Annotated in this window: 13 protein-coding genes; 8 read left to right on the top strand and 5 right to left on the bottom strand. The window is 58.3% G+C overall.

Features of this window, described 5'->3' with window-relative positions:
* The 3 genes from ACRCJM_RS10980 to ACRCJM_RS10970 all read left to right on the top strand — a co-directional run.
* Positions 1-331: type II toxin-antitoxin system death-on-curing family toxin (locus ACRCJM_RS10980; RefSeq protein ID WP_431464933.1), on the top strand; the 331-nt coding region annotated here is incomplete at its 5' end.
* Between the two features lie 5 nt (positions 332-336).
* Entirely contained in the window at positions 337-630 is a 294-nt protein-coding gene (locus tag ACRCJM_RS10975; RefSeq protein WP_431464932.1) for a DUF6973 domain-containing protein, read from the top strand.
* A gap of 78 nt (positions 631-708) precedes the next feature.
* The gene (locus ACRCJM_RS10970) at positions 709-1,026 is read left to right on the top strand and encodes a hypothetical protein (RefSeq protein WP_431464931.1); all 318 of its coding nucleotides are present in this window, start codon (positions 709-711) and stop codon (positions 1,024-1,026) included.
* Positions 1,027-1,906: 880 nt separating this feature from the next.
* On the opposite strand, the gene exaC is transcribed toward ACRCJM_RS10970, so the two are convergent.
* The gene (exaC, locus tag ACRCJM_RS10965; protein WP_431464930.1) at positions 1,907-3,430 is read right to left on the bottom strand and encodes an acetaldehyde dehydrogenase ExaC; all 1,524 of its coding nucleotides are present in this window, start codon (positions 3,428-3,430) and stop codon (positions 1,907-1,909) included.
* Positions 3,431-3,654: 224 nt separating this feature from the next.
* Between exaC and ACRCJM_RS10960 the strand changes: the two genes are divergently transcribed.
* Positions 3,655-5,058, top strand: coding sequence for a dicarboxylate/amino acid:cation symporter (locus tag ACRCJM_RS10960; RefSeq protein WP_431464929.1), 1,404 nt, complete (start codon positions 3,655-3,657; stop codon positions 5,056-5,058).
* 76 nt (positions 5,059-5,134) lie between these two features.
* Here the strand turns inward: ACRCJM_RS10960 and ACRCJM_RS10955 are convergent, their stop codons facing one another.
* From ACRCJM_RS10955 to ACRCJM_RS10940, 4 genes are all read right to left on the bottom strand, one after another.
* Positions 5,135-6,838 (bottom strand): DUF885 domain-containing protein, encoded by a 1,704-nt coding sequence (locus ACRCJM_RS10955; RefSeq protein WP_431464928.1) that lies wholly within the window; start codon positions 6,836-6,838, stop codon positions 5,135-5,137.
* Positions 6,839-6,891: 53 nt separating this feature from the next.
* Entirely contained in the window at positions 6,892-7,200 is a 309-nt protein-coding gene (locus ACRCJM_RS10950; RefSeq protein ID WP_431464927.1) for an acyl-CoA carboxylase subunit epsilon, read from the bottom strand.
* Positions 7,201-7,214: 14 nt separating this feature from the next.
* Positions 7,215-8,819 (bottom strand): acyl-CoA carboxylase subunit beta, encoded by a 1,605-nt coding sequence (locus ACRCJM_RS10945; protein WP_237209512.1) that lies wholly within the window; start codon positions 8,817-8,819, stop codon positions 7,215-7,217.
* Positions 8,820-9,086: 267 nt separating this feature from the next.
* Entirely contained in the window at positions 9,087-9,371 is a 285-nt protein-coding gene (locus tag ACRCJM_RS10940) for a YciI family protein (RefSeq protein ID WP_185173348.1), read from the bottom strand.
* A gap of 116 nt (positions 9,372-9,487) precedes the next feature.
* Between ACRCJM_RS10940 and ACRCJM_RS10935 the strand changes: the two genes are divergently transcribed.
* The 4 genes from ACRCJM_RS10935 to ACRCJM_RS10920 all read left to right on the top strand — a co-directional run bounded on the left by ACRCJM_RS10935 (position 9,488) and on the right by ACRCJM_RS10920 (position 13,311).
* Positions 9,488-10,336 (top strand): biotin--[acetyl-CoA-carboxylase] ligase, encoded by an 849-nt coding sequence (locus ACRCJM_RS10935; RefSeq protein ID WP_431464926.1) that lies wholly within the window; start codon positions 9,488-9,490, stop codon positions 10,334-10,336.
* Between the two features lie 58 nt (positions 10,337-10,394).
* Positions 10,395-10,889, top strand: a complete 495-nt coding sequence (locus ACRCJM_RS10930) for a PH domain-containing protein (RefSeq protein WP_431464935.1) — start codon at positions 10,395-10,397, stop codon at positions 10,887-10,889.
* 221 nt (positions 10,890-11,110) lie between these two features.
* A complete protein-coding gene (locus ACRCJM_RS10925; RefSeq protein ID WP_423817125.1) occupies positions 11,111-12,238 on the top strand; it encodes an adenylate/guanylate cyclase domain-containing protein in 1,128 nt (375 codons plus the stop codon).
* Positions 12,235-13,311, top strand: coding sequence for a PP2C family protein-serine/threonine phosphatase (locus ACRCJM_RS10920; protein WP_431464925.1), 1,077 nt, complete (start codon positions 12,235-12,237; stop codon positions 13,309-13,311). The genes ACRCJM_RS10925 and ACRCJM_RS10920 overlap by 4 nt, the downstream gene beginning before the upstream one ends.
* The last annotated feature ends 17 nt before the right edge of the window (positions 13,312-13,328 follow it).

Below are 13,328 nucleotides of genomic sequence, written 5' to 3'. Positions count from 1 at the left end.
AACGCGTCTGGGCTTTTACATTCGAGATGTAGGACTGCTAGATTCGGCCTTAGAAAGACCTATTACGAGGGTGTATGGAGCTCACGTTTACCCTACGATTCCGCTGGCGGCTGCCGCTCAGAGCGAATCTCTAGCTCGGAATCACGCACTGGTTGATGGGAACAAGCGAACCACGCTGATTTTCCTCAATATCTTTTTGCGTATCAACGGATTAAAGCATGTGATGGATTCTGATACCTCCTACCGGCTCATTATGGACATAGCAGAAGGACAGGAGAGCCTTGAGTCAATCGCTAGCAGGTTAGATCCTTTCCTTATTCCTTGGAGCTAGTTTTGGTGGGGCGTCCGCTGGCTCAGGTGCAGATACTGGATTGGGCTCAAAAGGCTGTTGTCTTGCGGCAAATCGATGCCCAGCCTACTAGAGGCCCGGCAGGGCGTACCTGGTATGGATTTGATATGGTAGCTGAAATGTCTGAAGATGCTGAAACCATTGCCAACAATCATGAGTCAGTAGCAGATGACCCTGAAGAGGAAGTAGTTATGGACTTACACAATAATGTTGTGGGGCGAGAGATTGGCCGGCGTGTTTGTAGTGAGGATGATGCTAAACAGGGTGTCAGGACGCAGTGACTTCTGATGAGCTGCAAGTGATAGGTTAGGTAAACCTAGACTCGGATTCCTTTCTGGCAGAAAGAAGGCAGTATCGTTATGAATTTTGTAAAGAACCATAAGCTCTTTCTTCTCTCCGTATGTTTTTGGCTATTTATGATGGCTTTTGAGTATTTCGTCCGTATTACTGCTGGGATAGCTTGCCATACTTCAAATGAGTATATTCAAGGCGAAGCCTATTGGGGGTTTTTCCCTGTAATTGGAACTCGTTGTGTATGGGACAGTCTGCCTGAGGGGGTGAGTGCTTATTCTGGTCCTGGCCTTACAACGGTGGCTGCTCCGGTGATTCTGTGTGCGTGGTTGTTAGAGGCTTGGTTGCAGGGGCGGAAGAAGAAAGAAGCTTATTCCAAAGGGTAGATGGAGCAGGCTCACAGCGAGCGTGAGTCTGCGGAACCCCTTATGAATAAGCTTCATATAATTGCTACCGAAGTGTTCTGCTCCTGATAATTTTCGTTGAACGAATACGCAGGAGCGAAATGTGAATCACAAAAAGTTGTTGCAGTGGCTGAGAGAAGAGTAATACGCTTCGTTTGACATAATCAAATCTCCTTGATGCCAGTCTGATGACTGTAACCTACATTGCGCAGCATGGGGCCGTGCGGGTGTCAATAGGAAATTGAAAACTAAATGAGAGTCTGGCTGTATAAATCAATAACTATTTCTTAAAAAGAAGACTTTGGAAAAAGGCAATAAAAAATACTAGAACTATACATACCAAAGAGCTTGCTATGAGTGCAAGAACTAGGGTGGCAAAAAAATTAAACTCTAAAATACTGTCGAATAACTTAATAAATATAAATGCACTAAAAATTCCAACTATTGTTATAAGGTAATCTTTGAATGTTTTTTCCTCAGTCATCCTCAAATGTCTCCATTGAATGTTCTAATTTTATACTATATCTATATTTTATTCTTAATTCTTATGTGGGTCAAGAGAATTTATTAGGATTCTTTAATTTAACAAGTTCGGCGTATCTCCTCGAACGAGAATTTTAGCTGCCTCACTATTGAGGAAAGTATGATGCTTGTCATGCAGAAAAGGGCAACAATGTGGAACTGGTAGATAGTAAGGCTTATTCATAAGGATAGGTGGAGCAGGCTCACAGCGAAGCTGCTGGCTCAGATGAAGCGAAGCGGGTGCGTCAGCACTCAAGAGCGAGCGGAATCACCTGAGCTTACGAAGGTGTGAGCCTGCAGAACCCCTTATGAATAAGCCTCAAGCTATCAAGGGCAGGTATTAGAAGAGCCCCATCGGCTTATCTGAGTAGCTGACCAGCATATTCTTGGTCTGCTGGTAGTGGGCCAGCATCATCAGGTGGGTCTCGCGGCCGATGCCTGACTTCTTGTAGCCACCGAAAGCAGCGTGGGCCGGGTAATTATGGTAGTTGTTGATCCAGACGCGGCCAGCCTGAATAGTGCGGCCTGCCCGGTAGGCGGTGTTCTGGTCACGAGTCCAGACGCCCGCGCCCAGGCCGTAGTCGGTGTCATTGGCAATACGCATAGCCTCATCGAAATCAGTGAAAGAGGTAGTAGCCAGAACGGGGCCAAAAATCTCTTCCTGGAAGATACGCATGTCGTTGCTGCCGGCAAAGACGGTCGGCTGAATGTACCAGCCATCTGCCAGGTCGCCGCCCAGCTCGCAGGCCTCACCGCCGACGAGAACGTCCGCGCCCTCGTCCTTACCAATCTTCAGGTAGCCGGTAATCTTGTCCCACTGTTCCTTGGACGCCTGGGCGCCCACCATGGTTTCGGTATCCAGGGGGTTGCCCTGCTTCATGGCCTTCACGCGCTCAATGCCGGCCTCCAGGAAGGAGTCGTGAATCGGCTTCTGAATCAGTGCGCGGGAGGGGCAGGTGCAGACCTCGCCCTGGTTGAGGCCAAAGGAGGCAAAGCCCTCCAGGGCCTTGTCGTAGAAGGAGTCCTTCTCGGCGGCAACGTCGGCAAAGAAGACATTGGGGGACTTGCCACCCAGCTCCAAGGTGACCGGGATGATGTTGTCGGCAGCAGCCTTCATGATGATAGAACCGGTGGTGGTCTCACCGGTAAAAGCAATCTTGCGGATGCGCTTGCTGCCAGAGAGGGCAGCGCCTGCCTCGGGGCCAAAACCGTTCACAATGTTCAGCACACCGGCGGGTAGGACGTCCTTCCATAAATCCACCAGGTAGAGCACTGAAACCGGGGTTTGCTCTGCGGGCTTGAGCACAATGGTGTTGCCTGCTGCCAGGGCTGGAGCGATCTTCCAGATGGCCATAAGGATGGGGAAGTTCCAGGGGATAATCTGCCCCACCACGCCCAGGGGCTCGTGGAAGTGGTAGGCCACGGTGTTCTCGTCAAGCTCTGACAGGCGACCTTCCTGGGTACGAATAGCGGACGCGAAGTAGCGCAGGTGGTCAACGCCCAGCGGGATGTCTGCGGCTAGGGTCTCGCGTACAGGCTTACCGTTCTCCCAGGTCTCAGCTACCGCTATGGACTCCAGATTATCTTCCATGATCTGGGCCAGCTTGAGCAGTAGGTTAGCGCGCTCGGTGGGGGAGGTCTTGCCCCAGGTCTCAAATGCCTTCCAGGCTGCGTCAATAGCCTTATCGATATCAGCTGCGGTACCGCGGGCGACTTCTGCAAAGGGCTTGCCGTTAACCGGGGAGATATCTTCAAAATACTGGCCCTCGGCCGGGGCTACCCATTCCCCTCCGATGAAGTGGTCGTAGCGGGACTTGAACGTGGTGATGGAATCTGCTGAGCCGGGTGCAGCGTAAACAGTCATTGTCTCTCCTTTGAGTTGTGTCTGACTACGGGGTAGGCAACCAGGGCCTACCTGTTCATAAAAAGCACATAAAAGTAACTTGAATCACAGTTTAGTTGAGAGGGGTTCCACCTGTGAAGGCCGAGCTGTAAAAAACCCAGGCCATCATGTGACCTACAGCAAAATATGTCCTAGCTTTACACCCCGATTCACAAGCCCCAGGGCCAGGCGTACAGTGGTGAGACATGTCAAACCACACCACAGCACCCGCTAGCCGCAAGAGACTTCCCGCCTGGGCTACGTCCTTCGGCAATCAAATTATTGCCGCCCTTATTCTGGGCGTGATTTTGGGCCTGGTAGCCACCAACCTCGGTGGCGATGCCACAGAGAACCCCAACTGGCTCATGACCACCCTCTCCACTATTGGCTCCTCCTACGTCACCCTGCTCAAAGCAGCGGTGGTACCCCTAATCTTTACCGCCGTGGTCTCGTCCATCGCCAACCTTGCTGAGGTAACGAACGCGGCCCGCCTGGCTACCAAGACCCTGCTCTGGTTCGCCTACACCGCCCTCATCGCTGTGGTGATTGGCCTCATCCTCGGTCTTGTCACCCAACCTGGCGCTAACACCGGTCTGGCTACTCCCGAAACCTACGAGGGGCGTACCGGCTCCTGGCTGGGCTTCCTCACCGGTTTGATTCCCGCTAACTTCCTGGGTCTGGGTGTGAGCATCTCAACCTCTGGTGAAACCGTCACCGGTTCAGCCAGCTTCAACGTACTCCAAATCCTGGTGATTTCAGTAGTCGTAGGTATCGCAGCGCTGAAAACTGGCCCGGCCGCCAAGCCCTTCCTCGAAATCAACAAGAGCGCCCTGGCTATTATCCAGACTGTGCTCTGGTGGATTATCCGCCTGGCCCCGCTCGGTACCGTCGGTCTGATTGGCCGAGCCGTCTACGCCTACGGCTGGACCTCCATGGGCTCTCTGGCCCGTTTCGTAATTGTGCTCTACATCGGCCTGGCCCTTGTGCTCTTCGTGGTCTACCCAGCTATCGCCCGCGCCAACGGCCTGTCTATTAAGCAGTTCTTCTCGGGCGTTTGGCCCGCTGTGCAGATGGGCTTCGTTTCCCGCTCGTCCATGGGTACCATGCCTCTGACCCAGTCCGTAGCTGAGCGTAACTTCGGTGTGCCCCGCGCCTACGCCTCCTTCGCGGTTCCCCTGGGCTCCACCACCAAGATGGACGGCTGCGCCGCGGTCTACCCCGCCCTAGCAGCCCTCTTTGTGGCCCAGTTCTACGGTATCGACCTCAACATCACCCACTACCTGCTCATCATTATGGTGTCGGTGCTCGGCTCCACCGCCACCGCAGGAACCACCGGTGCAACGGTCATGCTCACCCTCACCCTCTCCACCCTGGGCCTTCCCCTCGACGGCGTTGGCCTGCTCCTGGCCATCGACCCCATCATCGACATGGGCCGTACCGCCGTCAATGTCGCAGGCCAGGCCCTGGTTGCGCTCATCGTCGCCAAACGCGAGGGCATTCTGAACGAGGACCTCTACAACGCCCCGCGCACCGAGGGCGGATTTGTAGCTGAGGACGTCTACGCCCGCCTCGGCGAGGCACCCCAGGTACCTGCCGCGGCAGCGTCCTAACCCTTACCCCTACCTCGTAGAGAAGCGGGCCCTGCGCACCTATCGGTGTGCAGGGCCCGCTTCATGTTTACGCGACTTAGGCAGCTAGTGCCCGGCGCAGGGTATCAAGCCCGACTGAGCCCAGCTTGAGGGCCCGGGTGTGGAAGTCGCGGTCAGAGATTCCGGCGGCGCGGGCGTTCTCACGCAGCTGTAACCAGACTCGCTCGCCCACCTTGTAGGAGGGGGCCTGGCCCGGCCAGCCCAGGTAGCGCAGGAACTCGAAGCGGCGCTGGCCCTCGGAGATATCGAGGTTGGCCTCTAGGAACTTATAGCCCTTCTCTGCGTCCCAGATGCCAGGTTCTACACCCAGCTCGGCAACCCAGCGTTCGGGGATCTCAAAACCGCAGTGCAGGCCGATATCGAAGACCACGCGGGCAGCACGCAGGCGCTGGGCATCGAGCATACCCATGCGGTCGCCAGGGTCAGAGAGATAACCCAGCTCGTCCATGAGGCGCTCAGCGTACAGGGCCCAGCCCTCGCCATGGCCCGAAACCCACACGGCGTTAGCACGCCACTGGTTCAGGGCCTCGGCCATAGCGGTTGCATAGGCAACCTGCAGATGGTGGCCGGGTACGCCCTCGTGGTAGACGGTTGAGGTTTCGCGCCAGGTGCCAAAGGTATCTTCACCTTCGGGCACTGACCACCACATGCGACCGGCGCGCTCAAAATCAGCGGACGGGCCGGTGTAGTAGATACCGCCCTCCTGGGTGGGGGCAATCATGCACTCGAGCTTGCGCAGCGGGCCTTCGATGGTGAAGTGCTCTTGGGCCAGGTAGTCAACGGCGGCGTCGGAAAGCTTCTGCATCCAGGCCTGGAGCTCATCGGTGCCGTTGAGGGTGCGTTCGGGGTCAGCATCGAGCAGGGCCTTTGCCTCGTCAATAGTGGCACCGGGCTTGATGGCTTCGGCAACCTCCTGCTGGGCCGCGATGATGCGGTCGAGTTCCTCAATACCCCAGGCGTAGGTCTCTTCCAGGTCGAGGGTGGTTCCCACGAACTGACGGGAGTAAAGGGAGTAGCGCTCGCGGCCCACAGCATCGGCCTCGGGCGCGTCGGGGCGCAGGGTGTCTTTGAGGTAGGAGAGAAGTTCGCTGTAGCCTTCCTTGGCGGACGCCGCCCCCTGGATGGCTCGGTCGGTGTGCTCGGGGGCTGCTTCGGCTACCTCTTGTGCCAGAGCGTCGAAGAAACCGCCTTCGGCAACGTAGGCGGCTACCTGCTCGATGACGATATCGACCTGACGCACCGCTGCCACCTTACCTGCGGTGCGGGCGGCTTCTAGGGTCTCGATATAACCGCGAACCGCTTCCGCAACGTTACCCAGGCGGCCAGCAATGTGCCCCCAGTCCTCGGCTGTTTCACGGTTCATCAGGTCAAAGATGGCGCGAATACCCTGAACAGGGGAGGCAATGTTGTTGAGTTCCCAGTCGCCCAGGCCCGCCTCGTGCAGTTCGAGCTTGAGACCCAGGCGCTCGCGCATGGCATCGACAGTAACCCGGTCGATGTCGTCGGCCGGTTCAACGGCGTCAAGGGCTGCCAGAGTAGCGCGGGCTAGGTCAATCTCTGCCTGGGTACCGGCGGGGGAGTAGTCGGGGTACTCGGTTTCCCGTCCCTTACGGCCCTCGATAGTGGCCGCTGCCGGGTCGAGTTCCAGGGTCTTCTCGTAGTAGTCGTTGGCAATGCGGTCGACCTCGGTCTGGGCGCGGTCGGCCTTAAAAATTTCGGGTAAATCTGGGTGTAGTGTCATACACCCCATTCTAGGTTACTGTGACCCAGAAAACAGGGAGCTGAGTGGGTGAACTACTGGGGGCGGGCCCGCTTCCAGGAACCCGGCCCGGGGCGCAGTCGCATACCCAGGCGCTGAGTGTGGTTGAGGCGGCGCTGCCACATTTCCAGCGCGGTCTCCTGCCGGGAATCAGCCTGGGCCTGTAGCGCCACCACGACGCTAGTCAGCGCAGCCAGCTCTTCTTCCGTGGGGTTGCCCCGCACCACCGACAGCACGGGCACCTGCTCATCGCCGGCGTCCTGCCCCTGGTTTTCAAGGGGCGCGGACGCCGGTGCCGGCTTCTTGCCGAAGCCCAGCAGGGACAGCGGATTGGGAGTTGCCATGTTCTACCTACCCCTTACAGCGGAATGTTGCCGTGCTTTTTAGCGGGGGAGGCTGCGCGCTTATCGCGCAGGGCCCGCAGGGAAGAAATGATGCGCACGCGGGTCTCAGAAGGGGCGATAACCTCGTCGATGTAGCCCAGCTCAGCAGCCTGGTAGGGGTTGAGCAGCTCCTCTTCGTACTTGGCAATCAGCTCCGCGCGCTTAGCCTCAACATCGCCGCCCTCTTCGGCCACAGCGGCCAGCTCGCGGCGGTAGAGAATATTGACCGCGCCCTGGGCCCCCATCACGCCAATCTGGGCGGTGGGCCAGGCCAGGTTAATATCGGCTCCCAGCTTCTTAGAGCCCATCACAATGTAGGCCCCGCCGTAGGCCTTGCGAGTAATCACGGTAACCAGCGGAACGGTCGCCTCGGCGTAGGCGTAGAGCAGCTTGGCGCCGCGGCGGATAATGCCGTTGAACTCCTGGTCGGTGCCGGGTAGGAAGCCGGGCACGTCAACAAAGGTCAGAATCGGAATGTTGAAGGCATCGCAGTTGCGCACGAAGCGGGCAGCCTTTTCAGAAGCATTGATGTCGAGGGTGCCAGCGAACTGCATGGGCTGGTTGGCCACAATACCCACGGTCTTACCCTCAACCCGGGCATAACCAATCATCACATTGGGGGCGTAGAGGGCCTGCATCTCAAAGAAATGGCCATCATCAACCACCGACTCAATCACAGCCCGCATATCGTAGGGCTGGTTGGCTGAATCGGGAATCAGCAGGTCAAGATCAAGATCATCGACGGTGACCTCGGGATCCTGGTCATGATCCAGGGGGAAGGTCTCGGTGAGGTTGTTGGAGGGCAGGAACTCAACGAGCTCGCGGACGAAATCAAAGGCGTCCTCTTCGTCCTCAGCGAGGTAGGTCGACGTACCCGTCACCGCGTTGTGCTGGCGGGCACCGCCCAGGGTCTCCATGTCGACCTCTTCACCGGTCACGGTCTTAATGACATCGGGGCCGGTAATAAACATGTGGCTGGTCTTATCAACCATCACAATATAGTCGGTCAGAGCGGGGGAGTAGGCGGCACCACCGGCGCAGGGGCCCATAATTACCGAAATCTGCGGAATCACGCCCGAGGCCCGCACATTCATACGGAAGATATCGGCAAACATAGCCAGCGACGCAACACCCTCCTGAATGCGGGCGCCACCACCGTCATTAATACCGATAATGGGGCAGCCGTTCTTCAACGCGAACTTCTGCACCTTCACAATCTTCTCGCCATTGACCTGCGACAGGGAACCACCGTAGACGGTGAAATCCTGGGAATAAACCGCAACCAGGCGGCCATCGATAGTACCGTAGCCCGAAACCAGGCCATCACCCAGCGGCTTTTTCTTCTCCATACCAAAAGCCGTAGTGCGGTGCTTAGCCAGAGCGTCAAACTCCACAAAAGAACCCTCGTCAAGCAGCATCTCGATGCGCTCGCGGGCAGTCTGCTTGCCGCGTTCGTGCTGGCGGTCAATAGGGGCCTGGCCGGTGGGGGCAAGAGTCTGCTCGCGGCGGGCGTAGAAGTCAGCAATCTTACCGGCGGTGGTGGTCAAATCGGGGGCATCTGTGGTGGGGTTCTCGCTCATGCTGTGCCTGCCTCGTGCGCTTTGGGTCAGTGGTGTGGGGTGACCTGGGATAAGGGCCATTCTTTTCAACTATAGACCTGCCACCCCGCCCCACCCAATTATTCTTGGGATTTTTGAGCGATTTTTCTAAATAAGAGTGGGGGAGTTGGAGCAGGCTCACGCTTGCTGTCGACCCTCTCGCTGGTTCGCTAGCGCTCACAAGCGATTCATGCCAGCCCCAAGCCAACAGCTTCGCTGTGAGCCTGCTCCAGCTCTAGTGCTTCTTGCTTACTTGCCGACCTTGCCAATCACAGCGTTCCATTCGCGTGCGGTGTAGCCGGTGAGCACGCCGCCGGTGCTCATGGGGTCGGCTGCGATAATGCGGTCGAGGTCGTCGCGGTCTTCGGCAACGAAGATGAGCAGGGCGCCTGCGGGGTCGCCGTCGAGGAAGGCGCCGGCCGCATGCAGCTTACCTTCTTCGTGGAGCTGGGCCAGATATTCGCGGTGGGCGGGGCGGTGCTCAGCCTGCAGATCGGCGGGGCCGTAGGAGTACTGCACAGCGTAGACGGTCATGGTAGAACCTTTCGTAGGGGTTAGACAGTTCCAGTATTGCACCGCTAGGCCGCTCAGGCTGGGCGTGACCCCGTAGAATAGCGGTCGAAACTTAGTATGTGAGATAAGGAGTGCGCATGGGGCACCTTCAGGCTGACCTGGTTGATGTGAGCGGGTTTGAGCGGGTGGAGCTTTTGCCCTCGGTGGGGTCAACTAACGAGTATGCCCGGCAGATTCTGGTGGGTGATGCCCTGGTGCGCCGTAGCTATGGGGAGCTCTCGCTGGTCTCGACCGCCGACCAGAATGCGGGGAAAGGACGCCTGGATAGGGTCTGGGTGGCCCCGGCAGGTGCCGCTTTGGCAACCAGCTTTATCGTTCGTCCTCATGTCAACCCGGCCAACAGGGTTGCGCCTGACCAGTATCACTGGTTTACCTCTTTAGCTGCACTGGCTGCCTGCGATGTTTTTGAGCAGCTTGCGGGGCTGCACCCTTCTATTAAGTGGCCTAACGACGTGCTGCTGGGCAACCGTAAAGCCTGCGGTATTCTGGCCCAGCTCGTGATTGAACCTGAGGGGCAGATTTCGGTTGTGGTGGGTATCGGGCTCAACCTGAACCTGGCGCAGGAAGATTTGCCCGTCCCTACCGCAACCAGCGCCCTGCTGGAATCTGGGCAGCCGGTTGACTTGAACCGGGCGCTGACGGTCTTGGCGACCAGCTTCGCCCGCTACTACCGGGAATTTGCAGCCACCGGCTTCGATGCGGGTGCGGCTACCGGAGGTGCCTCTCTCCTGGACCGCCTGCGTGAGCGTATGAGCACCCTGGGTGCTACCCTCACTATTCACTTACCCGGGGATGAGACCTTTAGGGGCACCGGGGTCGAGTTGACCGCAGAAGGGGAGCTGGTCGTCCGCTCCGATAGCGGCGAGGAGCGAAGCTTCACCGTGGGGGACGTGGTGCACGTGCGCCCCCAAGGGTACGGGCGCTAGCCTCTTAACCCGGAAAATATCGGGGAATCTTCAGGAAGCATCGATAGACTCACCAGTGATGAAACTACGAGGCGACCTCTACCCCGCAGAACACACCCTTGCCGCAACGCGCGCCCACGGGGTGCTGTTGGTGCGCCCTCTGACCTGCTTTTTTCTTGCTATGACGGCCTGGAGCTTCGCCTCCGCTCTGGGGGTTGGTGCCCCTGTCTGGCGCTACCTGGCTCTGGCTCTTGCGCTGTGGCTGGTTTGGTTGGGCGTGCGAGGGGTGGTGCGCTGGGCGAATGCCAGCTACCTGCTCACTAATGGCCGTCTGGTGATTAGGCGGGGCTGGGGCCCCGGTCAGGACGTCAGTGTTCCGCTCGCTGAAGTCGAGGGGGTGAGCGTGGGGCATCGGCATCTGATGGGGCTAACCAATGCTGCTGCCCTGACTGTGCATGCCCGCGGGGTGCAGCACGTGCTGCGGGCCGTGCCCGACCCTGAACGTTTTAGTCGGGAGATTCAGGAGACCCAGCGAGCTCTGCTGAGCGGGTCTGCCTCCCGCCACCGAGTGTAAACTCATAATATCTGTCTGATAAGCCTAAACAGGTTGTTTGGGTTCGAAAAAAGGTGACGGCGGGCATAGAATAGGCGGTGGCGCTTAGCGGGTGGTGAACATTTCGTAGCCTGGCTCACAGTAACTGGGTATTCTTGAAGTAGGTAACTACTCGCCGTGCCAGCCCTAGACCTTACTACCTCTAGAACCACGCAGCACTAACCAAGAGAAGGAAGACTCCAGTGGAGAAGTCAGCACCCGGTAGCGACCCCGCCGAACAGGCTGGAACCGCACCCAACCGGAGCAGGCACCACCATAACCGCGTGCAAAGCCAGCTCTACCGTAGCGATGAAGCCCGACAGGGCGTGCTGGAACTTGAACGTGCTCTTCTGGGGGAGAACCGCAGCATGAAGCGCGGTGAGGTGGCCGATGAGGCCGGGGTGCCTCTGCTCACCGCCCGTAAAATCTGGCGCTCCCTGGGGCTGCCCAACCTCACCGACGACGACGCCTACTTTACCCATGCAGACAGCAAGGCTCTGGCTACGGTTACCTCCCTTATTAAAGAGGGCAAACTGACCGAAGAAGCTGCCCTGTCCCTCACCCGCTCGGTGGGGCAGATGATGGACCGCATGGTGGTCTGGCAGGTCGAAGCCCTGGTAGAGGATATGGTCATTAACGGTGGGCTGACCGATACCGAAGCCCGCGGCGAGCTTCTGAGCCTCCTCCCGCGTCTGATTGAAGACCTAGAAGACATCACCGTTTACGGCTACCGCCGCATGCTTAACTCGGCTATCTTGCGCCTGGCCCTGCGCGACGAAGAGGGAGGTGAGGACTTAGCTGACAGCGACCTGCCCCTAGCCCGCGGCGTAGGTTTCGTTGACCTGGTCTCCTACACCTCACTCTCACGCGAAATGAACGAGCGGAACCTAGCCCGCCTGGTCAAGAACTTTGAGCAGCGCTGCGCCGAAGTCATTGCGGTAGGTGGCGGGCGCATCATTAAAACGGTAGGGGACGAGGTCATGTACCTGGTCGAATCCCCCGAAGACGGTGCCCGTATTGCCCTGACCCTCTCAAAACTGATCAGCGAAGACCCCCAGCTTCCCGAAGCCCGCGTATCCTTCGTCTGGGGCAGGGTGCTACCGCGTCTGGGGGACATCTACGGCCCCACCGTCAACCTGGCATCCCGCCTGGTCGCGCTGACCGAACCCGGGGTCGTCCTCACCGACGCCTCGACCGCTGAAGCCCTAGAAGACGACAAGCGTTTTGTGCTCATCCCCCAAGGCGTGCGCAACGTGCGCGGCTTTGGCAACGTTAGGCCCGTGGCAATTACCCCGGGCATCGGTAATGAACTGGAGATCGATTTCGAATGACCACCACCCCCAACCTCACTATCTACGCGGGCAAGTCAACCGACGTAGGCCAGTACCGCGATAACAACGAAGACTCCATGGTCGTTGCCGGCACCCTCTGTGTGGTCGCCGACGGCATGGGTGGGCACGAAAAGGGTGAAGTTGCCTCGCGCCTGTGCACCCGCACCCTGGCCTACGCCCAGATGTTTACCCGCCCCGGTGGTATGACCGAAGAAGAAGAGGCAGCTTTCCGTCAGGAAGTGGCTAGCGAAGCGCTCAGTGACGAACCGGGCGGACGCCGCCTGCGCAAGCGTCGCAAAGAAACCTCCGCCCTCAACCGCCAGATTCTCAAAACCCTCGATAAAATCAAGGAAATCATTGGTGAAGCCGATGAGGCTATCAAAAACGCCCTTGACCTACGAGCAGGAACAACCGTTACCGGTGCCTGGCTCACCCACATCGGGGAACAGCAGATGTGGTTTATCTTCAACGTGGGCGACTCCCGCACCTACCGCCTGGTTCGGGCCGAAGAAGCCCAGACCGAAGAGGCCCTTTCTATCTCTAACGGGCCGGTTGAGGGGCTAGAGCTGGAACAGATTACCGTAGACCACTCTGAGGTTCAGTACCTGGTCGATACCGGCCAAATTACCGCTATGGAAGCCCTGACCCACCCCCGCCGCAACGTCATTACCCGAGCCCTGGGCACCGGTAACTACTGGGAACCCGACTTCTGGGTTATCCCCGCCCGCGAGGGCGACCGCCTGATGATGTGCTCCGACGGTCTTTCTGGCGAACTCTCCCACAACTACATGGCCCGGGTACTTGCTACCGTCGAGCACCCCCAGGATGCGGCGGATGTGCTCCAGATGGCTGCCCTGCGAGCCGGAGGCCGGGACAACATCACCGTAATCGTGGCAGACGCTATTACCGTAGAGGACGCCGAGGCCCGTGCAGCCGAGCTCAAAGCCCTGACCGAGACCGATGCTCACGAGATTGTGGCTAACATCGACGGCTACGACTACCCCCACACCGCCACTACCGAAGAAGAACAGTTCCACTCTGAAAAAGAACTGCACCGGGGTATCAACGGCTAGAGTTCAGCCAGTGAGGT

This window comes from Rothia sp. L_38, assembly GCF_050689125.1.
Classification (GTDB): Bacteria; Actinomycetota; Actinomycetes; order Actinomycetales; family Micrococcaceae; genus Rothia.
The sequence above is the reverse complement of the archived record's forward strand: the minus strand, read 5'-3'. Positions and strand labels throughout refer to the sequence as shown.

Coding starts and splice junctions, on each gene's coding strand:
- ACRCJM_RS10950 (WP_431464927.1), bottom strand. CDS start 7,200: ATGGCAACTCCCAATCCGCTGTCCCTGCTGGGCTTCGGCAAGAAGCCG.
- exaC (WP_431464930.1), bottom strand. CDS start 3,430: ATGACTGTTTACGCTGCACCCGGCTCAGCAGATTCCATCACCACGTTC.
- ACRCJM_RS10930 (WP_431464935.1), top strand. CDS start 10,395: ATGAAACTACGAGGCGACCTCTACCCCGCAGAACACACCCTTGCCGCA.
- ACRCJM_RS10920 (WP_431464925.1), top strand. CDS start 12,235: ATGACCACCACCCCCAACCTCACTATCTACGCGGGCAAGTCAACCGAC.
- ACRCJM_RS10955 (WP_431464928.1), bottom strand. CDS start 6,838: ATGACACTACACCCAGATTTACCCGAAATTTTTAAGGCCGACCGCGCC.
- ACRCJM_RS10940 (WP_185173348.1), bottom strand. CDS start 9,371: ATGACCGTCTACGCTGTGCAGTACTCCTACGGCCCCGCCGATCTGCAG.
- ACRCJM_RS10945 (WP_237209512.1), bottom strand. CDS start 8,819: ATGAGCGAGAACCCCACCACAGATGCCCCCGATTTGACCACCACCGCC.
- ACRCJM_RS10960 (WP_431464929.1), top strand. CDS start 3,655: ATGTCAAACCACACCACAGCACCCGCTAGCCGCAAGAGACTTCCCGCC.
- ACRCJM_RS10935 (WP_431464926.1), top strand. CDS start 9,488: ATGGGGCACCTTCAGGCTGACCTGGTTGATGTGAGCGGGTTTGAGCGG.
- ACRCJM_RS10970 (WP_431464931.1), top strand. CDS start 709: ATGAATTTTGTAAAGAACCATAAGCTCTTTCTTCTCTCCGTATGTTTT.